The sequence below is a fragment of the Clostridium sp. TF06-15AC genome (genome assembly GCF_003481165.1).
GTDB lineage: Bacteria > Bacillota > Clostridia > Lachnospirales > Lachnospiraceae > Otoolea > Otoolea fessa.
Genome location: NZ_QUKS01000001.1, coordinates 879659 through 902782, shown reverse-complemented (window position 1 = coordinate 902782; position 23124 = coordinate 879659). Strand labels below are relative to the sequence as shown.

Annotated in this window: 17 protein-coding genes; 14 read left to right on the top strand and 3 right to left on the bottom strand. The window is 49.8% G+C overall.

Features of this window, described 5'->3' with window-relative positions; genetic code table 11:
• Positions 1–140: 140 nt before the first annotated feature.
• The 11 genes from DXC57_RS04025 to DXC57_RS03970 all read left to right on the top strand — a co-directional run bounded on the left by DXC57_RS04025 (position 141) and on the right by DXC57_RS03970 (position 11913).
• Positions 141–1091, top strand: a complete 951-nt coding sequence (locus DXC57_RS04025) for a polysaccharide deacetylase family protein (protein WP_107000344.1) — start codon at positions 141–143, stop codon at positions 1089–1091.
• 71 nt (positions 1092–1162) lie between these two features.
• The gene (locus DXC57_RS04020; RefSeq protein ID WP_022359678.1) at positions 1163–2053 is read left to right on the top strand and encodes a S8 family peptidase; all 891 of its coding nucleotides are present in this window, start codon (positions 1163–1165) and stop codon (positions 2051–2053) included.
• A gap of 364 nt (positions 2054–2417) precedes the next feature.
• Positions 2418–3494 (top strand): recombinase RecA, encoded by a 1077-nt coding sequence (gene recA / locus DXC57_RS04015; RefSeq protein WP_243101268.1) that lies wholly within the window; start codon positions 2418–2420, stop codon positions 3492–3494.
• A 95-nt stretch (positions 3495–3589) separates the two neighbouring features.
• Positions 3590–4198 (top strand): regulatory protein RecX, encoded by a 609-nt coding sequence (locus DXC57_RS04010; protein ID WP_107000341.1) that lies wholly within the window; start codon positions 3590–3592, stop codon positions 4196–4198.
• Between the two features lie 352 nt (positions 4199–4550).
• On the top strand, positions 4551–6098 hold the full coding sequence (rny, locus tag DXC57_RS04005; RefSeq protein WP_107000340.1) for a ribonuclease Y: 1548 nt from the start codon (positions 4551–4553) through the stop codon (positions 6096–6098).
• A gap of 597 nt (positions 6099–6695) precedes the next feature.
• Positions 6696–7493, top strand: coding sequence for a pyrroline-5-carboxylate reductase (gene proC / locus DXC57_RS03995; protein ID WP_022359673.1), 798 nt, complete (start codon positions 6696–6698; stop codon positions 7491–7493).
• A 55-nt stretch (positions 7494–7548) separates the two neighbouring features.
• Positions 7549–8121 (top strand): NUDIX hydrolase, encoded by a 573-nt coding sequence (locus DXC57_RS03990; RefSeq protein ID WP_118293596.1) that lies wholly within the window; start codon positions 7549–7551, stop codon positions 8119–8121.
• Between the two features lie 213 nt (positions 8122–8334).
• Positions 8335–8895: a hypothetical protein gene (locus DXC57_RS03985; RefSeq protein WP_147354074.1), complete on the top strand. Its 561-nt coding sequence runs from the start codon at positions 8335–8337 to the stop codon at positions 8893–8895.
• A gap of 364 nt (positions 8896–9259) precedes the next feature.
• The gene (gene xerA / locus DXC57_RS03980; RefSeq protein WP_118651346.1) at positions 9260–10105 is read left to right on the top strand and encodes a site-specific tyrosine recombinase/integron integrase; all 846 of its coding nucleotides are present in this window, start codon (positions 9260–9262) and stop codon (positions 10103–10105) included.
• 135 nt (positions 10106–10240) lie between these two features.
• Positions 10241–11566, top strand: a complete 1326-nt coding sequence (larA, locus tag DXC57_RS03975) for a nickel-dependent lactate racemase (RefSeq protein WP_118570070.1) — start codon at positions 10241–10243, stop codon at positions 11564–11566.
• A complete protein-coding gene (locus tag DXC57_RS03970; RefSeq protein ID WP_182457197.1) occupies positions 11566–11913 on the top strand; it encodes a hypothetical protein in 348 nt (115 codons plus the stop codon). The genes larA and DXC57_RS03970 overlap by 1 nt, the downstream gene beginning before the upstream one ends.
• Positions 11914–11953: 40 nt before the next feature.
• On the opposite strand, the gene DXC57_RS03965 is transcribed toward DXC57_RS03970, so the two are convergent.
• Both DXC57_RS03965 and DXC57_RS03960 read right to left on the bottom strand, forming a co-directional pair.
• Positions 11954–12439: a hypothetical protein gene (locus DXC57_RS03965; RefSeq protein ID WP_118651252.1), complete on the bottom strand. Its 486-nt coding sequence runs from the start codon at positions 12437–12439 to the stop codon at positions 11954–11956.
• A 139-nt stretch (positions 12440–12578) separates the two neighbouring features.
• Positions 12579–16835, bottom strand: a complete 4257-nt coding sequence (locus DXC57_RS03960) for a 2-hydroxyacyl-CoA dehydratase (RefSeq protein ID WP_118651250.1) — start codon at positions 16833–16835, stop codon at positions 12579–12581.
• A 350-nt stretch (positions 16836–17185) separates the two neighbouring features.
• On the opposite strand from DXC57_RS03960, the gene DXC57_RS03955 reads away from it, so the two are divergent.
• From DXC57_RS03955 to DXC57_RS03945, 3 genes are all read left to right on the top strand, one after another.
• Positions 17186–18028, top strand: coding sequence for a hypothetical protein (locus DXC57_RS03955; RefSeq protein WP_022359663.1), 843 nt, complete (start codon positions 17186–17188; stop codon positions 18026–18028).
• Positions 18029–18140: 112 nt separating this feature from the next.
• The gene (pyk, locus tag DXC57_RS03950; protein ID WP_273391748.1) at positions 18141–19595 is read left to right on the top strand and encodes a pyruvate kinase; all 1455 of its coding nucleotides are present in this window, start codon (positions 18141–18143) and stop codon (positions 19593–19595) included.
• A gap of 411 nt (positions 19596–20006) precedes the next feature.
• Positions 20007–21275 carry a diaminopimelate decarboxylase gene (locus tag DXC57_RS03945; protein ID WP_118651246.1) on the top strand — a complete coding sequence of 423 codons (1269 nt, stop codon included), beginning with the start codon at positions 20007–20009 and terminating at the stop codon, positions 21273–21275.
• Between the two features lie 282 nt (positions 21276–21557).
• Here the strand turns inward: DXC57_RS03945 and DXC57_RS03940 are convergent, their stop codons facing one another.
• A complete protein-coding gene (locus DXC57_RS03940) occupies positions 21558–22586 on the bottom strand; it encodes a 3-deoxy-7-phosphoheptulonate synthase (protein WP_118472094.1) in 1029 nt (342 codons plus the stop codon).
• Between the last annotated feature and the right edge of the window lie 538 nt (positions 22587–23124).

Here is a 23124-nt window from a genome sequence, read left to right as displayed (position 1 = left end):
AATGGGACGAAGTGTTCTTAATAAAGAAAGAGTGTGATATAATAAAACCATTGTACGTGAGTATGTCACATGGTCGGCTGTTCCGGATTGCATCGGAATGGCAGAAGAAAAAGAAAACGATTTGGAGGGTTTGGAGCGGTATGAGAAAAACATGGAAAATGAGAGCAGCAGCACTGTTACTTACGGCGGTCTGTACGGTAGGGGCGTCGTTTGCGGCGTATGCGGATGATGTGCCGTCCGGACCGGCATCGGATATGGAGCTGATTCAGAGGCGGGAGCAGGCGTCCGGTTCCCAGAATGAGGCGGGGGATGCACAGACGGCTGCTGGCAGCGAGAATCATGCTGGCGCAGCGGAAGGACAGCAGACAACAGAGAACCAGGAGACAGGAAATAACGGACAGACTGCTTCTGAGACACAGGGAACGGAGCAGGGGGACAGCCAGGTTCCGGATGGAATGGTAGCCAGCGGCGGTCGTTATATCGATCCGAATGCACCGATGGTGGCACTGACCTTTGATGATGGTCCGTATGCCCCGGTTGGAAACCGCATCATGGATTGCGCGGAACAGTACGGCGGCCGTGTGACCTTTTATGTGGTCGGAAACCGTGTGAATTCCTATAAGAGTGAGATTCAGCGGATGTATGCCAATGGGCATGAGATTGGAAATCACACGCAGGATCACAAGTATCTCCAGAAGTTAGGCGCACAGGAGATTCGTCAGCAGGTGGAGGCCTGCAATCAGGCGGTTGCCGCGATCACAGGCGAGGCACCGAAAACAGTCCGTCTTCCGGGCGGTGGAAAAAACAGCACTGTGCTTGCCAATATCAGCCAGCCGATCGTACTCTGGAATGTGGATACGCTGGACTGGAAGACGCGCAATGCGGCTTCGTCGGTGCAGACCGTGTTAAACCAGGTAAAAGATGGCTCGGTGGTTCTGATGCATGAGCTTTACAATGCTTCCGGTGACGCGGCAGTCACGATTATTCCGGCGCTTGTGGAGCGCGGCTATCAGCTGGTGACGGTCAGTGAGCTGGCGCAGTTCCGCGGTGGACTGGCAGGCGGAACCGTCTATTACAGCTTCCACAAATAAGAGGCTGCATTCACATACGGCGAAAGCCCCCATATTCTAACAGTAAGGGAAGAATATGGGGGCTTTTTCCTGTGAACCGGGCGAGAGAATGGATTCATTGCAATGAGGCGTACAGACGAGGACTGACAGGAAAAGGCGTCGGGGTGGCGATCCTGGACACAGGGGTATTTCTGCATCCGGATTTGGAAAATTGCGTTTACGGATTTCGGGATTTCCTTAAGAAAAAACAGCAGCCGTATGATGACAATGGGCATGGAACGCATGTGGCAGGGATGATTGCCGGCAGCGGCACGGCGTCGGCGGGACGCTATCAGGGTGTGGCGCCGGGGGCGCAGCTGGTCTGCCTGAAAGTGCTGGATCAGAGGGGAAATGGGTATGTATCGGATGTGCTGGCAGGGCTTCGCTGGGTGCGCCAGAATGGCAGCCAGTACGGGATCCGGATTATCAATATATCGGTTGGCTCCTTTACACCGAAGGGAATGAGCGAAGATTCGGCGCTGGTGCGCGGTGTCGATGCGGCGTGGGATGCCGGGTATGTGGTCGTGGTGGCAGCGGGAAATAATGGTCCAGCCGCGCACACGATCACAACGCCGGGGATCAGCCGGAAGGTCATCACGGTGGGATGTGCGGATGATGACCGGGAGGTAGAGGTGGCAGGCAGCCGGATGGTGGACTATTCGGGGCGGGGTCCGACGGACGCCTGCATCTGCAAGCCGGACATTGTGGCGCCTGGATCACGGATCGTGAGCTGTAACCTGCGGCGGAACGGGTACCGTTTTAAAAGCGGGACGTCCATGTCTACGCCGCTTGTCGCGGGGGCGGCGGCGCTTCTGCTGGAGCAGAACCCGGACATGACGAACCGGGATGTGAAGCTTCGCTTTAAAGAGCGGGCAGTGGATCTGGGGCTGCCGCGCAACCAACAGGGCTGGGGGGCACTGGATATCGGGCGGCTGTTAGAGTAGAAGCGGGGCGGTGCCAGATGACGTGTACAGGCAGGCATTTTTGCAACGGAAGGTTTTGTGTGAACAGTAATGGTGGCAGCGTAACTGTTCACAGGTAGGAATTTCCTGAACTGAAAATTCCGTACGACACAGTTCGGGTAGCAGCTTTTCTCGGCAAAATAATAGACAGAACCAGCCGGAAAATGATATAATTGTAGATACTTTGAATCGCAGAATCAGGTTATAGATCCGGCAGCATCCTGCAGTGCGTCCGGGGGAAAACCAAAAGAAAACAGTTGACATTTACAGCCGGATCCGCTATGATAGAGCTAAGTTTAGAACGTTTGTTCGTGATTGGCCGCGGAGCGGCGCTTTGGAGGGAAAGATGAATAAAGAAGACAAGCTGAAAGCATTGGATGCTGCGTTGACACAGATTGAGAAAGCATACGGAAAAGGCTCGGTGATGAAGCTGGGTGATTCTGGTGCGAATATGAATATAGAGACGATTCCGACCGGCTCCCTGAGCCTGGATATTGCACTGGGACTGGGCGGTGTTCCGAAGGGACGAATCATCGAGGTATACGGACCTGAGTCCAGTGGTAAGACGACGGTTGCCCTGCATATGGTGGCAGAAGTACAGAAGAGAGGCGGTATCGCTGGATTTATCGATGCAGAGCACGCACTCGATCCGGCATATGCGAAGAAGATAGGTGTTGATATCGATAATCTGTATATCTCCCAGCCGGACAACGGCGAGCAGGCGCTTGAGATTACCGAGACGATGGTGCGCTCCGGTGCGATCGATATCGTGATTGTGGACTCGGTTGCCGCACTGGTTCCGAAGGCAGAGATTGACGGCGAGATGGGTGATTCCCACGTAGGTCTGCAGGCACGTCTGATGTCGCAGGCACTCAGAAAGCTGACCGCAGCAATCAGCCGTTCAAATTGTATCGTTATCTTTATCAACCAGTTGCGTGAGAAGGTTGGTATCATGTTCGGAAACCCGGAGGTTACGACCGGTGGACGGGCACTCAAGTTCTATTCTTCCGTCCGCATGGATGTCCGCCGGATTGAGTCTCTGAAGCAGGGTGGAGAAGTGATTGGAAACCGTGTCCGCATCAAGGTTGTGAAGAACAAGATTGCTCCGCCATTCCGTGAGGCAGAGTTTGATATCATGTTCGGAAAAGGTATTTCCCGTGAGGGCGATATCCTGGATCTGGCGGCGAAGGAGAACATCGTGGAGAAGAGCGGCGCCTGGTATGCTTATGAGGGCAGCAAGATCGGTCAGGGACGCGAGAACGCGAAGAATTTCCTGGCAGCAAATCCGGAAATCTGCCTTGAGATTGAGAACAAGGTACGTGTCAAATACGGACTTTCCGAAGACACGATGATGCCGGAGACGTCCAAGGAAGCACCGACGGAGCTTCCGCCGGTAGGAGTGGACGCAGAGGACGAAAAATAGAGTAAAATCCTGTTACAGGGTACATATGTGTGAACAGTAACAGGAAAAGTTACAGCTGGCAGCGTGTGAACTGTAGCTATGAAAAGGGGCTGTATATGCGGATTGAACGCGTAGAATCCCTGGATAAGAGAAAGTGCAAAGTTTTCACGGATGAGGACTTTGCCTTTCTTTTATATAATGGGGAATTAGAAAAATACGGTGTCTGTGAGGGCGCGGTTTTGGAAGAAAGAACGGAGAGGGAACTTTTGGATCTTTTAAGCCGCCGGGCACATGAACGGGCGCTGAATCTTTTGAAGGTGCAGGACCGGACGGAAGGAGAAATGTGCCGCCGCCTTTTCCAGGACGGATATCCGGATTCGATCGTGCAGGAGACGATTGGATTTTTGCAGGAATATCATTTTGTGGACGATGCCAGATATGCGGCGAATTACCTGCAGGTTCATGGAAAGCGGAAAAGCCAGGCGGAATTGAAGCTTTACCTGCAGCGAAAAGGCATATCGCGCGAGATCATCCGGGAGCAGCTGGAAGAGACAGAACATGATTCGGGCGAGGCAATCCGCGTCTTGCTTGAGAAGAAGCATTACAGGGCGGGAGAGACAGCGCCGGAGGAGGAAAAAAAGATCATTGCCTATCTGATGAGGCGGGGATTTTCATGGGAAGATATCCGGAGAGAGATGAAGGAGCAGGAGGATGCACTTAGTTGACTTTCAGGCGCAGAGTCATTTACCAAAGATAATTTTGAATGGATTCTGTTTCATGACTGTGAACGTGCAAATGTATTATGAAACAGAACAGAACGCTGTCTGAAGGCGCCTCGTAACTGTTCACAGGTAGGAATTTTCTGAACTGAAAATTCCGTACGATACAGTTCCGGCAGCAGATTTTGCCGATTTGGAATGCGTAGCATCGGCAAAATCCCGTTGCTGGGCACACGTGTGTGAACAGTAACGGAAGCTGGTTAGGAAGCGCTTATTCTGCTTGACATACTGTATAAAACCGTTTAAAATTATAGTATTGTATTTTCGTACAATGAAAACTAAATAAGGAGGTGCTCCTGTGTCACAAGTAATAATTGCGGTTATCGTTACAGGTGTTATTGTAGCAGCTATTACTTGGGTCGTTGCGAACCAGCATCGCCAGAAGACATATGAGGCGAAGATTGGCAGCGCAGAAGAACGATCCAGGGAAATAATAGATGAAGCATTGAAAATTGCTGAGACAAAGAAGCGAGAAGCTCTCCTTGAAGCGAAGGAAGAGTCGTTAAAGACAAAGAATGAGCTTGAGAAAGAAACAAAGGAAAGAAGAGCTGAGCTTCAGCGCTATGAAAGACGTGTACTGAGCAAAGAAGAAAACCTGGACAAAAAAGCAGAAGCGATGGAAAAGCGTGAAGCGGGTATGAATGTCAAGGAGGAGGCACTCAAGAGAAAGACTGCGGAGGCAGAGGCTCTCTATGAGAAAGGTATGCTGGAACTGGAGAAGATCTCCGGTTTAACCTCTGAACAGGCAAAGGAATATCTGCTGCGTTCCGTGGAAGAAGATGTAAAGCATGATACGGCGAAGCTGATCAAAGATCTCGAGGCGAAAGCGAAAGAGGAAGCAGAGAAGAAAGCCAAGGATTATGTGGTGACAGCGATTCAGCGCTGTGCTGCGGATCATGTGGCTGAGACAACCGTATCAGTCGTACAGCTTCCGAATGATGAGATGAAGGGACGAATTATCGGACGTGAGGGAAGAAATATTCGTACACTGGAGACTCTGACGGGCGTGGAACTGATCATCGACGATACGCCGGAGGCAGTTGTCCTGTCTGGCTTCGATCCAATCCGGAGAGAGGTAGCGCGTATTGCACTGGAACGTCTGATTGTGGATGGACGGATTCATCCGGCCAGAATCGAAGAGATGGTAGAGAAAGCACAGAAAGAAGTGGAAAACATGATGCGCGAGGAGGGCGAAGCGGCTCTTCTGGAAGTTGGCATTCATGGTATCCATCCGGAACTTGTCAAGCTGCTTGGTAAGATGAAATTCCGGACAAGTTACGGTCAGAATGCATTGAAGCATTCGATTGAGGTTGCACAGTTAGCCGGACTTCTGGCGGCTGAGGTGGGCGTCGATGTACGGACCGCCAAACGTGCAGGTTTATTACATGATATTGGAAAGGCAGTCGATCACGAGCAGGAGGGAACCCACGTAGAACTGGGTGTGGCGCTCTGTAAGAAGTACAAAGAGTCCGCAACCGTTATCAATGCAGTGGAAGCCCATCACGGCGATGTAGAGCCACAGAGCTTGATTGCATGTCTGGTACAGGCAGCTGATACGATTTCAGCGGCACGTCCAGGTGCGAGACGAGAGACTCTGGAAACATATACCAACCGTCTGAAACAGCTGGAGGATATCACGAACTCCTATAAGGGTGTTGATAAATCCTACGCAATTCAGGCAGGTCGCGAGGTGCGTATCATGGTTGTACCGGAACAGGTCAGCGACGATGATATGGTTCTGATGGCGAGAGAGATTTCAAAGCGGATTCAGGAAGAGTTACAGTATCCGGGACAGATCAAGGTCAATGTAATCCGTGAATCGAGAGTTACCGAGTACGCCAAATAAAACCCGGCAGCAGGGCTGCATGGAGTAAACTTGAGCATGAAAATAAAAGTCTTATGGATGAAGATACATTACATTCATAAGACTTTTTTGTTTCATGGGAAATTGCGTCCTATGAAACAAAAAAACGCTCCGCGAGGATGCGCGCTCGCGCAAAGCAGAAACATGTCGCAAGCGACCGCGCGAGACGCCCGAATGTGCCAAGGCACATTCTTTACATCTTTTTTGAGAGAGAAAGAAATACAGAAAAATACAGTTTTTTTTCATGAAGCGGAAAACGGAAACTCTGTTTTTCGGACAGACTGAAAATTTGCATGAGCAGGGTAAAATAAAGGGTCGTGAGCGTGAAGGCAGGCGGAGAAATTTTGCTTGCAAACTGTCCAAAAGACGAGTATTATAGCATGATAGAGTTGAAAAATAGTGATTATTTAGCAGCTTCATGCATTTATTGTGGCGTAATGGTAAGAAGATTGAACCGTTATCAAGATGCTGAATAAAAAGCCAGATGTGGCTGTTGGAAAGAGTAGCTGCAGTCAGACAACAAATGGAGGATCATCCGGCAGGGAAGTGCCGGATGGCAGATGGAGGGAGACAAAGATTATGGCGAAAATTGGTTTTATCGGAATGGGAAATATCGGCTATGCGATCATGCGAAGCCTGCTGAACAAATATAAAACGGAAGACATCACTTTTACGGATCTGAACCGCCGGAGAGTGGCACAGATAGAGAAAGAGACAGGTGTCAAGGCGGTTGACACAAACCAGGATTGTGCGGAAAATGCAAAATATATCGTATTAGCTATAAAACCGCAGTTTTATGACAATGTACTGGCAGATATCAAGGACCATGTAACGAAAGAAAATATTATTATTTCGATTGCACCGGGTATCACGATTGACAGTGTCAACGAGAAGCTGGGCGGTGACCGCCGTATCGTGCGTGCGATGCCGAACACGCCGGCGCTGATCGGCGAGGGTATGACAGGTGTCTGCTACGACAAGAAGCTGTTTGAAGAGACAGAAAAGCAGATGATCAGCAATTTCTTTGAATCTTTTGGTATGATGGAGATCGTTCCGGAATATATGATGAATGCGGTTGTATGTATCAGTTCCAGTGCACCGGCATACATCTATATGTTCATCGAGGCGCTGGCAGATGCGGGCGTTAAGTACGGCATGCCGCGAGATGTGGCCTACCGGATGGCGGCGCAGGGCGTTGTCGGCAGTGCGAAGATGGTACTCGAGACCGGCAAGCATCCGGGCGCACTCAAAGATGATGTCTGCTCGCCGGGCGGCACGACGATCTACGCGGTGAGCGTCCTGGAGGAGTATGGTTTGCGGAATGCGGTTATCAAGGCATGTGACGCATGCTATGAGAAGTGCATCGACCTGAAATAGTGAAAAAATGTTGAAAAAGAACCCAGAAGGAACCTGGACATAAGGGTGAGGAAATATGGAACAGAAAGTAGAAAAGCAGGCATCGCTGGAGTCCGTGCCGGTCAAACGTCTGAAACGAGAGTTAAAATATCAGGGAACCATCTTGAAAATGTACGAAGATACCGTCGAGGTAAACGGACATCAGGCAAAATGGGATTTTATCCATCATGACGGCGCGGCAGCGGTGCTTCCGGTTACGGAGGATGGAAAGATTCTCATGGTGCGTCAGTACCGCAATGCGCTGGACCGCTATACACTGGAGATTCCGGCTGGTAAGCTGGATTCGCCGGATGAGGCGAAGATTGACTGCGCGTACCGCGAGCTGGAGGAGGAGACGGGCTACCGTTGTGACCATCTGGAATATCTGATGAGCGTCAACACAACGATCGCGTTCTGTGATGAGGCGTTGGATATTTTTCTGGCACGCGATCTCAAGAAAACCCATCAGCATCTTGACCCGGACGAGGAGATTGAGATAGAGGCGTGGGAACTTTCCGACCTTTTGAAACGGATCTACGCAGGAGAACTGACGGATGGAAAGACTGTGTCCGCGATTCTGGCGTATGCCTGCAAAGCAGGACAGAAGTAAAAATAAGGATCAGCGAAGCAATGTAAGCATCTGTGATGAAATAAATATATGGATTAAACGCTGAAAGACGCATGAAGCTAACAGCATATAGAGGCAGATATAAAGGCATATTATAAAAAACACTGAATACAGATAAGGTAACAAAGGAATAGGCAGGGATTGCATGTGAAAAGGAGATTCCGGCTTCCGGCTTTAAGTACCTGGGATGTATCAGTGTTTTTTTGGATCCTTGGGATTGTATTGGGGACGATAGCAGCCGTTTGTTTTCAAATTTCGTCCGGGAGCGGACATGCCGGGATGGAAAGTGTGCTGGCAGCGAGGCTTGGACAAGAAATTGGAGATCCATCGGGTGCCGGGTGGCATCTAAACGCCGGAATGAAGGCAGCCAGCCGGGGAACTTTGTTTTTTCAGGTCTGGCTGCAGCGGTCAGGGATGGCGCTGATGCTGTGGCTGGCAGGTATGACGCCGGTCGCATGCCTGGCTGCGTGGGGGGCTTGTCTCGTCTTAGGTCTGGAGCAGGCATGGCTGCTGGCAGGATTTACTGGCTGGGGCGGTTTTTGGGGACTGCCTGTATTTGTGGCAACGTTATTTCCACAGGTGGTGTTTTATATTCCTGTATTCTGGCTGCTTCTTTCCTGGGCGCTTGCAAAAGAGAGGCGGATACGGACGGCTGGATTTTTAATCCTTTTATTGGTGCTGGGGATGGGAACAGCGCTGGAAGTGTGGCTGAATCCTGGTTTTGTATCATTACTGGTCTCACACTGCCCGTTTTAATGGGGCTGTCCGAATAAAAATATAATTCAAAATTTACAACATATGGGGGTGAAAAAAGTGGACGCACCATATGTTGTATTTTTATGTAAATCAGTCGAAAAATGTAGGAAAAGTGGGGAAAATTATGTTTGATTTTATGGGAAAATGTAGATATAATGATACCTGCGGACGATAAAAGCCCTGTTTGTGGAGAAGAAGGTAAGTTGCAGATAGGGTGAGAAAACCTCAGGAGAATGGATGGTTCGGATGGAGAAATCGATAGGATTACCGCGGAACGATATTTGTCCTGCAGGCTGGGGGGTTGGCAGAAAATGCCGTGAATAAAAGAATGGCGGAAATGGTTACGAGAATAGATTGGGGAAGTATGAGAGGGGAAGTAGACAGATTTGAACAGTACCTGCGGGAGGTAAAACAGGCATCGGAAAATACCGTACAGTCATATCGGAGAGATCTGATGCAGATGATTACTTATCTGGAGGAGAAAGAGATCCGGGAGGCGGCGAAGGTGACAAAGACCAGCCTGCATGGATATATTCTTCATATGGAAGAGCAGGGAAAGGCGGCTACCACCATTTCACGGATGATGGCGGCGATGAAAGCGTTTTTTAATTATGAATGTATGCAGGCATGCATCCGGCGGAACCCGGCGGAAAGTCTGCATGCGCCGAAAGTGGAGAAAAAGGCGCCGGTGGTCCTGAGTGTCGATCAGGTATCAGCGCTTCTGGCACAGCCATCCGGGCAAACACCGAAGGAGATTCGGGACAAGGCGATGCTGGCTCTTTTATATGCGACCGGAATCCGGGTGTCAGAGCTTATAGGGATCCAGATGGAAGATATCAATATGAACATTGGATTTCTGGTCTGTCGCGACGGGGAGAGGGAGCGGACGATCCCATTTGGACGTTCGGCGAAAGCAGCGCTGGAGGAGTATTTGGAACATGCGAGAAACGAGTTGCTGCGTGGAAAGGGATCGGACTATTTCTTTGTCAACTGTACGGGCGGCGCGATGAGCCGGCAGGGATTCTGGAAGATTATCAAATATTACGGCGAGAAAGCCGGGATTGAGGAAGATATCACGCCGCACACGCTGCGCCATTCCTTTGCGGCGCACCTGATTGCGAGAGGTGCAGACATGCGGGCGGTTCAGACGATTCTCGGACATTCGGATATGGCAACGACGCAGATGTATGCGGCGTACCGGGAAAATTGAAAAATATCATATAAATTATAAAAATAAAGCACCTGTTTTGTGAAAGACTTGACAAAACAGGTGCTTTATTATATACTTTAGTGGTTTAAAGCGCAAACGTTTAACGCGGATGAGGAAATGTGAAGGAGAAAGACAATGGAGCAAGTACATTTAAAGTACGGAACGTCGGCGGTCGATTTTGAGATTGACGGTGCGAAGAGTGTAAAATACCTGTATGAAAATAAGATGCGGGTCATTGAAGATATAAAAGCAGAATTTTTGCATTGTGTGACGGATGGTGTGATTGGCACGAAGCCGTTAAAGGAATTGATTGCACCGACCGATCCGGTTACGATCGTGATCAGTGATATGACGCGTTTCTGGATGCGTCAGGATGTGATTTGCGAGCTTCTGGTAAAATATCTGCACGATGAGATGGGCGTGGGATATGACCAGATTGCGGTTGTGGTTGCACTGGGAACACACCGCAAGAATACGGCGGAGGATCGCAGAAAACTTGCAAGCGAGTTTGTCTACGACCATGTAGCGAGCGTGACTGACCATGACTGCGATGCGCCGGATCTGGTATACATCGGTACGACGTCCTTCGGAACGCGTGTATCGGTCAATCCGCTGGCAGTCGGCAGAAAGGTCATCTGCATCGGCGGTACGGTGCACCATCTGATGGCAGGCTACGGCGGAGGAAGAAAGAGCATCGTTCCAGGTATTGCTTCCCGTGAGACGATCCGCATGAACCATGAGCGTGCGCTGGATCCGGAGAAACCAATGACGGATGTGCGTGTCGGCAGCGGTCTGGTGGAGAACAACCCGATCAACCTGGATATGCGCGAGGCAGGTGCCATGGTACATGTTACATTCGGTATCAATATCGTGGTAGATACGTCTTCCCGCCACAGCGGTTTATTCTGTGGTGAGTTTGACAAGGCATGGCAGGCAAGCTGCAGTTATGTACAGAAGGGATACGGACTGCCGATCGACTATCAGGCAGATGTCGTAATTGCAAGCTGCGGCGGTTTCCCGAAGGATCTGAATTTTTATCAGTCCACCAAGACGCTGTTTAACGCATCGAGAGCGGTCAAAGAGGGCGGTACACTCATTATGCTGGCGGAATGCCCGGAGGGAAGCGGTTCCAAAGATTTCTTCGACTGGATTAAGCCTCTCTCTAAGGGATGCCTGGATGAGGCACTGCGTGCGTCTTTCACCATCGGCGGCTATATTTTCTACGCAGCCTGCGAGTCCATCCGTCGTTCGAAGACGCTGCTTCTGTCTTCCATGGAGCCGGAGCTGGTTCGGGATATGGGCGTAAGATCGTTTAAAGATATGAAGGATCTGCTGGCAGAGGTAGACTTTAACGGAAAAGATGTATATGTAATTCCGTACGGCGGAAGCGTGCTCCCACAGACAAAGGAAGCCTACGAGCGTATTTGCCGCGAGGCAGAGGAAAATGGAGGCGCGAAGTAATGAATATTCCGCTGCTAATTGTTATTTTATATGTGCTTCTGCTGTTTGGCATCAGTATCTATGTGTCTTACAGCCAGAAAAAGGATTCAGAGAACTTCCTTTTATATAAAGGGAAAAATAATGCGTTTGTCGTGGCAGCTAGTATCGCGGGTCTGGCGATCGGCGGCGCTTCGACGATCGGTATCGCGGAGAACGCCTTTACCGTGGGGCTGTCGGCAGGCTGGTATGATACAGCATGGGCGCGCGGTTGTTTCTTCTATGCTGGCAGTCTGCGGGGCTGTGAAGGTACTGAACAGTTACAAGAGTTTAAAGTAAAAAAGAACGTCAAATCCAAGCGAAAAACTTAGAATTTGACGTTCTTTTTGCATATTTATATTCGATTCGATGCTACTCAACCGTCCCGGCGTCTTTGATATAGGAAATGAAACTCTTCTTGATCGAGGTCACGATTTCTTTGCATTTTGCATATTCTTCGCTGTCGCTGGCATACTGCTCGTCGTAGTGCGGATCCAGAATGAAGAGCTTGTTGCCGCAGAAGCCTAAGATGGTGCAGCCGTTTAAATCGCGGTAATGCGTGTCCTCAAATGCGAGAATGCGGAAGAGAAGTCCGCCTCCGTTGGCTTCATAGGCTGTTTTTTCATATACCTCGTAGGAATCCCCGTTCGGAACCATGATGAGTCTCGAAAATGACTGGGATGGAAGTTTGAATGAAAAATCGTCGGTAATTACTTTGGAGCCGGTCAGCTCGATGGAGAGGTTGTCCGGGTCCTCCTGAGAAAAACTCACAACCTGTGCGGAATAATCAGCTGCATAAGACGGCGTCACGTAGAGAGCCGCAGCCAGAGCCGCGCAGAGGAATAATTTTGATTTCATCCTGAGATCTCCTTTTAGTCTGTCTTTTTGTTCCCCTATATAGAAGATAGGCTATGGAATCCACAGCCTATCTTAAACTCCATATAAATTTATTATATCACAGACGTCTTTAAAAGTCAGCTGGAAATTTTATCCAAAATCATCCAATTCTCGAATCTTTTTTCCCTTCTGACAGGTTCTTCTGTGCGGTGGAAAGCATCAGTTTGATACGGTTCAGCTGATTGACTTCACTGGCACCCGGATCGTAGTCTACGGCGATGATATTCGCCTCCTGATGGCTGGCGCGCAGTCCTTTGATGACGCCTTTTCCGACGATGTGGTTCGGCAGGCAGCCGAACGGCTGGGTGCAGATGATGTTCGTCGTGCCGCTGTGAATCAATTCCAGCATCTCACCAGTCAGGAACCATCCCTCGCCGGTCTGATTGCCGAGGGAAACGTAATGCTTCGCCATCGACGCCAGATCCTGAATCCGTGCAGGCGGAAGGAAATGTGTGCTGCGTTCCAGTTCGCGGCGGCAGGTGCGGCGGAAATACTCCAGCAGGGAGATTCCCATGTTGCACAGGTGTGCGGTGGAACGCTTGCCGCCCAGATTGTCGGCTTTGAAGTTGCTGTTGTAGAAGCAGTAAAGCAGGAAATCAAGCAGATCCGGCATTACAGCCTCGGCACCCTCGGCTTCCAGAAGCTCTACCACGTGGTTGTTTGCTAACGGGGAGAATTTTACCAGGATCTCGCCGACAATGCCAACCCTCGGTTTCTGGACATCGCGTCTCGGAAGTTCGTCGAAGTCATGGATAATACCGCGGATGTTGCGGTTAAACTCTGCCATGGATAAAGAGTGTTTCTGCAGTGATTTGATGCAGATTGCTTTCCATTTCTCATGCAGGGCATTGGCGGAACCGGCTTTTGCCTCGTATGGGCGGGTCGCATAGAGAACCCGCATGAAGAGGTCACCGTAGACAACCGCCTGCATTGCCTTGGTGAGAAGCGGCAGGGTAATCTTGAAGCCCGGATTCGTCTCCATGCCGTTGGCATTTAACGAGATAACCGGAATCTGCGGCATACCGGCGCGCTCTAAGGCACGGCGGATAAAGCCAATGTAGTTGGAGGCACGGCAGCCGCCGCCGGTCTGGCTCATAATAACGGCTGTATGCTCTAAGTCGTATTTGCCGGAGAGCAGCGCATCCATGATCTGACCAACTACGATCAGGGACGGGTAACAGGCGTCGTTGTTGACGTACTTAAGTCCTGTGTCGATAGCAGTACGGTCGGAGTTCTGCAGCACCTCCAGGTTGTAACCACAGCTTCGAACCGCCGGTTCGATGAGGTCGAAATGGATCGGCGACATCTGCGGGCAGAGGATCGTGTAGTTTTTCTTCATTTCCTTCGTGAAATAAACACGGCTGTATGCGCTGGAAACGATCGGTTTATGGTAGTGGCGCATCTCGCGCACGCGGATCGCGGCGATTAAGGAGCGCACACGGATACGTGCGGCGCCGAGGTTGTTGACCTCGTCGATCTTGAGCAGCGTATAAATTTTGCCAGAGCGGGTCAGAATATCATTGACCTGATCAGTAGTAACTGCATCCAGACCGCATCCGAAGGAGTTGAGCTGGATCAGATCCAGGTTTGGCTGTGTCTTCACATAGGAAGCTGCCTCGTAGAGGCGGGAGTGGTACATCCACTGGTCGGTGACGATCAGCGGACGGTCAACGCGTCCTAAATGGGAGACGGAGTCCTCGGTCAGCACGGCAAAACCGTAGGAAGTGATGAGTTCCGGAATGCCATGGTTGATCTCCGGATCTACATGGTACGGTCTGCCTGCCAGCACGATGCCGTGGCGTCCGGTTTCTTTTAACCAGGCGATGACTTCCTCGCCCTTCTTTTCCATATCCTGACGGGAGGCGATGAGTTCCTGCCATGCCTTGTGAGCGGCGGCGCGGATCTCCTTCTCCGGGATTGCCTGATCCTTGGTAAATTCTTCGACCAGACGTTTTGTCAGGATTTCCTCATTTGTAAATGCCATAAACGGATTCCGGAAATGTACCTTGTGATCCGTCAGGGATTCTACGTTGTTTTTGATGTTTTCCGCGTAGGATGTGACCATCGGGCAGTTGTAGTGATTTCCTGCTTCCGGGGTTTCGTTGCGCTCGTAAGGAACGCACGGATAGAAAATGTAGGTCAGTCCCTGGCGGATCAGCCATTCGATATGACCGTGCGCGAGTTTTGCCGGGTAGCATTCGGATTCGCTCGGGATCGATTCAATACCAAGTTCGTAGATCTGTCTCGTCGATTTTGGGGACAGAACGGTGCGGTAACCCAGTTCCCTGAAGAAGACCGCCCAGAACGGGTAGTTTTCATACATATTCAGGACACGCGGGATGCCGACGGTACCGCGCGGCGCCAGATCGGCGGTCAGCGGTTCATAATCGAACATACGGTTGTATTTATAGTCAAATAAGTTCGGAATGTCTTTTTTCTGTTTGTTGCCGCCCAGACCGCGCTCACAGCGGTTGCCGGTAACGAACTGACGTCCGCCGTCGAAACGGTTGATCGTCAGGACACAGTGGTTTGTACAACCCTGGCAGCGCGCCATCGTCGTCTTGTAGGTCAGGCTTAAGATCTTGTCGATCGGCAGCATCGTGGTTGTCTTGGAAGCATCGTAGCGCTCACGGGCAATCAGAGCCGCACCGTAGGCACCCATGATACCGGCGATGTCCGGGCGGACTGCCTCACAGCCGGAGATCTTCTCAAAACTGCGGAGAACCGCATCGTTGTAGAAGGTACCGCCCTGCACGACCACGTGTTTTCCGAGGTCGGAGGCATTGGTAATCTTGATAACCTTAAACAGGGCATTTTTGATGACGGAGTAAGCCAGTCCGGCAGAAATATCTGCGACGGAAGCTCCCTCTTTCTGCGCCTGTTTGACGTTAGAGTTCATGAAAACAGTACAGCGGGTACCGAGGTCGGTCGGATTTTTGGCAAAGAGCGCCTCCTTGGCAAAATCTTGTACGCTGTAATTTAATGATTTAGCAAATGTCTCGATAAAGGAGCCGCAGCCGGACGAACAGGCTTCGTTGAGCTGTACGCTGTCTACGGTGCCGTCCTTGATCTTGATGCATTTCATATCCTGGCCGCCGATATCGAGGATGCAGTCTACATCCGGCTCAAATGCCGCCGCTGCGTAGTAGTGGGAGATCGTCTCGACCTCGCCCTCATCCAGCATCAGGGCAGACTTTAAGAGCGCCTCGCCGTAACCGGTGGAGCAGGAATAAGCGATCTGTGCTTTCTCCGGAAGCTGGTCATGGATCTCCTGCATCGCACGGATCGCCGTCGCCAGCGGGCTGCCGTTGTTGTTGCTGTAGAAGCGGTATAGAAGAGAGCCATCCTCGCCGACGAGCGCCACCTTGGTTGTGGTGGAACCGGCGTCGATGCCGAGGTAGCAGTTGCCTTCGTAGGTCGCTAAATCACCTTTTTTGACATCATGGCTTGCATGGCGTGTCTTAAAATCTTCATAGTCGGCTTCATCAGTAAAGAGGGGTTCCATCCGCTTTACCTCGAAATCCATCTTGATGCCGTGGGACAGCCGTTCGATCAGATCGTGCAGGCTGGCAGTCGTCTTCGGATCAGAGTTCATCGCCGCGCCGATCGCCGCAAACAGATGCGAGTGATCCGGGGCAATGATCTGGTCCGGTCCCAGATTCAGGGTGCGGATAAATGCCGCGCGCAGCTCCGGGAGAAAATGAAGCGGACCGCCGAGGAATGCAACATTGCCGCGGATCGGCTTGCCGCATGCCAGACCGCTGATGGTCTGGTTGACAACCGCCTGGAAAATGGAGGCGGACAGATCCTCTTTGGTTGCGCCTTCGTTGATGAGAGGCTGGATATCCGTCTTGGCGAAAACGCCGCAGCGCGCCGCGATTGGATAGATTGCCTTGTAATTTTTCGCGTACTCATTAAGACCGGATGCGTCCGTCTGAAGCAGCGAAGCCATCTGATCAATAAAAGAGCCGGTGCCTCCGGCGCAGATTCCGTTCATACGCTGGTCGATGCCGCCGGTAAAATAAATAATTTTCGCATCCTCGCCGCCGAGCTCGATGGCAACGTCGGTCTGCGGGGCATAATCCTTCAGGGATGTGGCAACCGCTACAACCTCCTGGACAAATGGAATGCCCAGATGCTTAGAAAGTGTTAAACCGCCGGAACCAGTGATGACCGGCTCGACGGTCAGTGCGCCAAGTTTCTCTTCACCCTCACGGAGCAGGTCCGCGAGCGTCTCCTGTATGTTTGCAAAATGACGTTTATAATCGGCGAAAAGAAGCTTACCGCCATCTTCAATAATAGATACTTTAACCGTTGTGGAACCGATGTCGATTCCTAATTTTTTACAGGAATTCATGTACAATCGGGGCAGTGCCCCTTCCCTCCTTTGTACTACACATGTATTCGGCTATACTTTAACATAGAATAAGGAAGAAAACAATTAGTAGGGTGCGTTAAAAAGATGCTAAAAATGACTAAAATTTGTTAATATTGCGCATAATGGGAGAATGTGCTCTGTACAAGGAAAGGCATTTTCTGCGTGGAAAATACCGCTTTTTCTGAGTTGGAATGCAGCCGTTACAGATCGCAGGCAGGCACTTCTGGAACCGAATGTGCCGTAAGATAACGTGGTGGAAGCGAGAATATAATTTGACAAAGAATCCGCCGCTCTCTATAATGAAAGGAAAACGGCAAAGGATGTGAATTATGAATTTTTTTAGAAAATTAGAGCGCAAATTCGGTCGGTTTGCGATCCCGAATCTGATGTACTATATCATCATGATGTATGCGGCTGGATTTGTGATGAGCCTGTTTAATCCGTATTTTTACGTGCAGTATCTGGCGCTTGATGCAGCGGCGATCCTGCGGGGACAGGTATGGAGAATCGTGACCTTTCTCGTATGCCCGCCTCAGTCGGGCGTCCTCTTTGCGCTGCTCGCGATGTATCTCTATTATTCGATTGGATCGACGCTGGAGCGCGTGTGGGGAACCTTCCGATTTAATATGTTTTTCTTTATGGGCGTGCTGGGACACATCATCGCGGCATTTCTGGTGTACGGTGTGACCGGCTTTTCGGTGCCGATGTCCCCGTATTACTTAAATGAATCGCTGTTTCTGGCGTTTGCCTGCACCTTCCCGGAGATGCAGTTCCTTCTGATTTTCATTCCGATCCGGGCGAAATACCTTGGAATGATGTACGGAGCGCTTCTGGTCTACAGCTTCTTAACGGGTGGCATTATCGCGAAAATTGAGATTGTTGTTTCGATGCTCAATTTTATCATTTTCTTCCTGATGACGCGTAACTACCGGAAGATCAGCCCGAAAGAGGCGGTTCGCAAGCAGAAGTTCAAAAACGAGATGCAGAAAGCGCAGATCCAGAAAATTTCCCTGACCCGCCACAAATGCGCGGTTTGCGGACGTACCGAGAAGGACGATCCGAACCTGGAGTTCCGCTATTGTTCGAAATGTGCGGGAAATATGGAATATTGCATGGATCACCTGTATACGCATAAACATGTGACGGAAGAAGAATTGAAAGATTCTAAATAGAACCAAGCGGTGGATTGTTTTTTTAGCAGGGGATTTAAATAGGCTGGATGAAGCATACAAAAGAGGTTATAAATGATTCACTGATGGGAAAAATCTTGATAAATGACAGAATATGAGGAGGAATGACAGAATGAAAAAGACAAAGATTGTCTGCACAATGGGACCAAACACCGATAACCGGGAGATTATGAAGGAGTTGGCGTTAAATGGAATGGATGTCGCACGTTTTAACTTTTCGCATGGCGATCATGCGGAGCATAAACATCGTCTGGAGATTCTGGAGAGTGTGCGCGAGGAGCTGGGGATTCCGATCGCATCGCTTCTGGATACCAAGGGACCGGAAATCCGTACCGGCAAATTAAAAGATGGAAAGAAAGTGACGCTGAAAGAGGGCGATCTGTATACTCTGACGACCGAGGAGATTGTGGGGGATGAGACACGCGGCTACATCAACTATGCGGGGCTGGCGGAGGATGTAAAGCCGGGCGACCGCATTTTGATCGATGATGGCCTGATTGAGCTGCACGTGCGGGAGGTCAATGGAACAGACATCGTCTGCCGGATTGAAAATGGCGGCGAGCTGGGCGAGAAGAAGGGTGTCAATGTACCGGGAGTACGGGTCAAGCTTCCGGCGCTGACCGATAAAGATAAGGAAGACATTCGTTTCGGCGTGGATGCAGGCTTTGATTTTGTGGCGGCTTCGTTCGTCCGCAATGCCGATGCGATCCGCGAGATCCGGGAGATTCTGGATGAAAAAGGTTCTGCTATGCAAATTATCGCGAAAATCGAGAATGAAGAAGGAATTGAAAATATTGATTCCATCATTGAGGCGAGCGACGGCATCATGGTAGCCCGGGGCGATATGGGCGTGGAGATACCGGCAGAGAAGGTTCCGCACATTCAGAAGATGATCATCCGCAAGTGTAACTTAGCGTGCAAGGTTGTTATCACGGCGACCCAGATGCTTGATTCAATGATCCGCAACCCGCGTCCGACGCGTGCCGAGGTATCGGATGTGGCGAATGCAGTGTACGAGGGAACCGATGCGGTTATGCTGTCCGGCGAGACGGCGATGGGAAGTTACCCGATCGAGGCAGTCCGCATGATGAGCCAGATCGCCGAGGAGTCGGAGAAATATCTGGATTATATGTTCTACCAGAGAAGAAAGGTATCGGCGGAAAATCTTCGAAATATATCTAATACGGTATGTTATTCGTCCGTAGCGACCGCCTCCGATCTGGAAGCGCCGGTCATTGTGGCGCCGAGTGTCAGCGGATTTACGACGAGAATGCTTTCGAAATGGCGTCCGAAAGCATTGATCGCAGGACTTTCCCCGAGCATGACGGCTGTCCGCCAGATGCAGCTCTACTGGGGTGTTAAGCCGTTCCATGCAAAACGCGCTGAATCGACGGATGCACTCTTATTTGCATCGGTGGAACTGCTGAAAGAGAAAGGTATCGTCAAAGAGGGTGAAATTGTGGTTGCAACCGCGGGTGTGGTGACACGTGCCAACCGCCATGAACCGGTAGCCGATACGAATATTATGCGTGTAATTGTGGTAGAGTAGAAACTGGATTCTGCGCCTGAATCTGTGCCCGGTTCATAGATGTATCTGGAAAATGATTCAATTTGTCCGGAGTTTGTGTCCTGGCGGAGAAAAGGAGAAAAATACCAGTTACTGTTCACAGGTAGGCACTTTTGGAACCGAAAGTGCCGTAAGAAAACGTGGTGGCAGCAGGAATTTGCCGTATTTAAATGCGAAGCCACGGCAAATTCCGTTACTGGGCACGTATGCGTGAACAGTAACAAATACCGCCCATTTGTGGGCGTTTTTCGGGAAATCAGTTGATAAAACACGGTTTTTGGTGTATAAATAGTAGCAGGACAAAGGAGTCTGGGCGTGCCGGGAGTAGTGTATGTTCCCGGTAGTCCAGACTTTTTAGTTTTATATGTAGATTTTAGTTCGGAGGATGTAAAAGTGGAGAAGAAACCATTTGTAACACGGGAGCAGCTGGAGGAGATCAAGAAAACATACCCGACACCGTTCCACCTGTATGATGAAAAGGGAATCCGCGAGAATGGCGAGCGCCTGATGCGTGCATTTTCCTGGAACAAGGGATTCAGAGAGTATTTTGCTGTAAAGGCAACACCGAATCCATTTGTAATTGATATTTTAAAGAAACTTGGATGCGGCGTGGACTGCTCTTCGCTGACAGAGCTTATGATGGCAAAGGCGATGAAGTACGATGGCGAGAAGATCATGTTCTCCTCCAACGATACACCGCCGGAGGAGTTCAAGATGGCTGCCGAGCTGGGCGCGATCATCAACCTTGATGATTTTACGCACATTGATTTCCTGGAGAAGACGATCGGTTATATTCCGGAGACGATCAGCTGCCGTTACAATCCGGGCGGACTGTTCAAGATCAGCAATGATATCATGGACAACCCAGGCGATGCGAAATACGGTATGACAACCGAGCAGCTATTTGAGGCATTCAAGGTGTTGAAAGCAAAAGGTGCGAAACATTTTGGTATCCATGCCTTCCTTGCAAGCAATACGGTTACAAATGAGTATTATCCGATGCTTGCGAAGGTATTGTTTGAGGTGGCGGTCAAGCTGAAAGAAGAGACCGGCGCAGATATTAAATTTATCAACCTGTCTGGCGGCGTTGGCATTCCTTACCGCCCGGATCAGGAGCCGAACGATATCTTTGCAATCGGCGAGGGCGTCCGCAAGGTTTATGAGGAAGTTCTGGTTCCGGCTGGCATGGGCGATGTAGCGCTTTATACAGAGATGGGACGTTTCATGCTGGCGCCGTATGGCTGCCTTGTGACAACGGCAATCCATGAGAAACACACCTATAAAGAGTATATTGGTGTGGACGCGTGTGCAGTCAACCTGATGCGGCCGGCGATGTACGGCGCATACCATCACATCACGGTCATGGGAAAAGAGAACGAGCCGTGTGACCACAAATACGATGTAACCGGTTCCCTGTGCGAGAACAATGATAAATTTGCGATTGACCGGATGCTTCCGAAGATCGATATGGGCGATATCCTTGTCATCCATGATACCGGCGCACATGGTTTTTCGATGGGCTACAACTACAACGGAAAGCTGCGCTCGGCTGAACTGCTCCTGAAAGAGGATGGTTCCGTGAAGATGATCCGCCGGGCAGAGACACCGAAGGATTATTTTGCGACCTTTGATTTTTGTGATCTGTTTAAGGATGTGCAGTAAAAAAGAACGTTAAATTAATATAATGCAGGAAAGACGATTTTTATTGCATCGAAATGGTGAATCTTAAGAATTTCTTCATAATTTATTTAAAGAGAATACAAACATTTTGGAGAGAGGCATGATATACTATAACCATAATAAATGCATGATACAAAAGATTTAATCCTTTAACCTTTTTGAAATCCGAATTCCTAACGAAAAAAAGTCCGGCGGAGCTTTTCCACCGGACTTTTTTTCTGCATATTTCTAATTTTGTAACTGTTCAGTACAGATACCTATTTTTTATAATCCTTCAGCCATTTCATACAGCAGACGCTCGGAATCATCCCATCCCAGACACGGGTCGGTGATGGATTTTCCGTAGATGTGTTCGCCAACTTTCTGGTTGCCTGGTTCGATGTAGCTTTCGATCATGACGCCTTTGACGAAGTTACGGATATCGTCGGAGTGACGGCGGCTGTGGAGTACTTCCTTGACGATACGGATCTGCTCCATGTATTTTTTGTTGGAGTTGGAGTGGTTTGCATCGATGATGCAGGCCGGATTCTTCAGATCACGCTCGTTGTAGAGGTCTAAGAGCAGCTTCAGGTCTTCGTAGTGGTAGTTCGGCAGGCACTGGTCATGCTTGTTGACAGCACCACGCAAGATGGTGTGGGTCAGCGGGTTGCCCTGTGTCTTTACTTCCCAGCTGCGGTAGATGAACTCATGACCGTGCTGTGCTGCGTGTACGGCGTTCAGCATGACGGAGAGTGCGCCGCTGGTCGGATTCTTCATGCCGACCGGTACGTCGATGCCGCTGGCAACGAGGCGGTGCTGCTGGTTCTCAACGGAACGTGCGCCGACTGCAACATAGGACATAACGTCGGAAAGGTAGGTCAGGTTCTCCGGGTATAGCATCTCGTCTGCGGTCGAGAAGCCGGTTTCTTCGATCACACGCATGTGAAGTTTGCGAATCGCGATCAGACCCTGGTATAAGTTTGGCTTACCTTCCGGATTTGGCTGGTGTAAAAGTCCCTTATAGCCGTCACCGGTTGTTCTAGGTTTGTTGGTGTAGATTCTAGGAACCAGAATCAGTTTGTCCTTCACTTTCTCCTGTACCTTGGCAAGACGGTTTACATAATCAATAACCGCATCTTCCCGGTCAGCAGAGCACGGACCAATGATGACAAGAAACTTGTCGCTGTCGCCTGTAAAGACGTCACGGATAGCAGCGTCCTTTCGAGCTTTTTCTGCGGCCAGCTCCGGTGCCAGTGGAAACTGTGCACGAATCTCGTCCGGGGTCGGCAGCTTGCTGACATATTCAAATCCCATGAGTTTCATCCTCCTGTATTGTCTAAAAGATTTTCACACTTTAAAGCGTATAATGTTTATTATAGTATAGAAAAATCAAATCATCAATAGGTTGAAGGAAAAGAATTTTATTTCTTTTATGCTATTTTTATGCAGCTTTTATTAAATAGACCGTAGCCTATAAAAATGGTTGACGTATTTATTAAAGAAGTGTAGAATATATTCCATATCAGCAATATTTAATTTTAGTTTGATATAGTTCCATATGAAAACGGAACCGTTCATGCCTCGATTGACTGAGAGCAAGGGCACGACGGTCACTGTTTTTGTACAAATCCCGCACAAGCGGGAGCAGCGTTTGTTTGTTTGGTGCTGCATATGTTTGCGTGTTTTCCGAGAAAAACAGAGCATTTGGCAGAAATCTGGCATTTCATTCGTCCCTATTATCTGGGGACGTTTTTTTGTGTCATAGGAAATTCCTTGAAATTTCCTATGACACAAAAAACGTTCAGATGAATGCATACAGCCGACAAAAATGTGGAAAAATGAGATACTTATT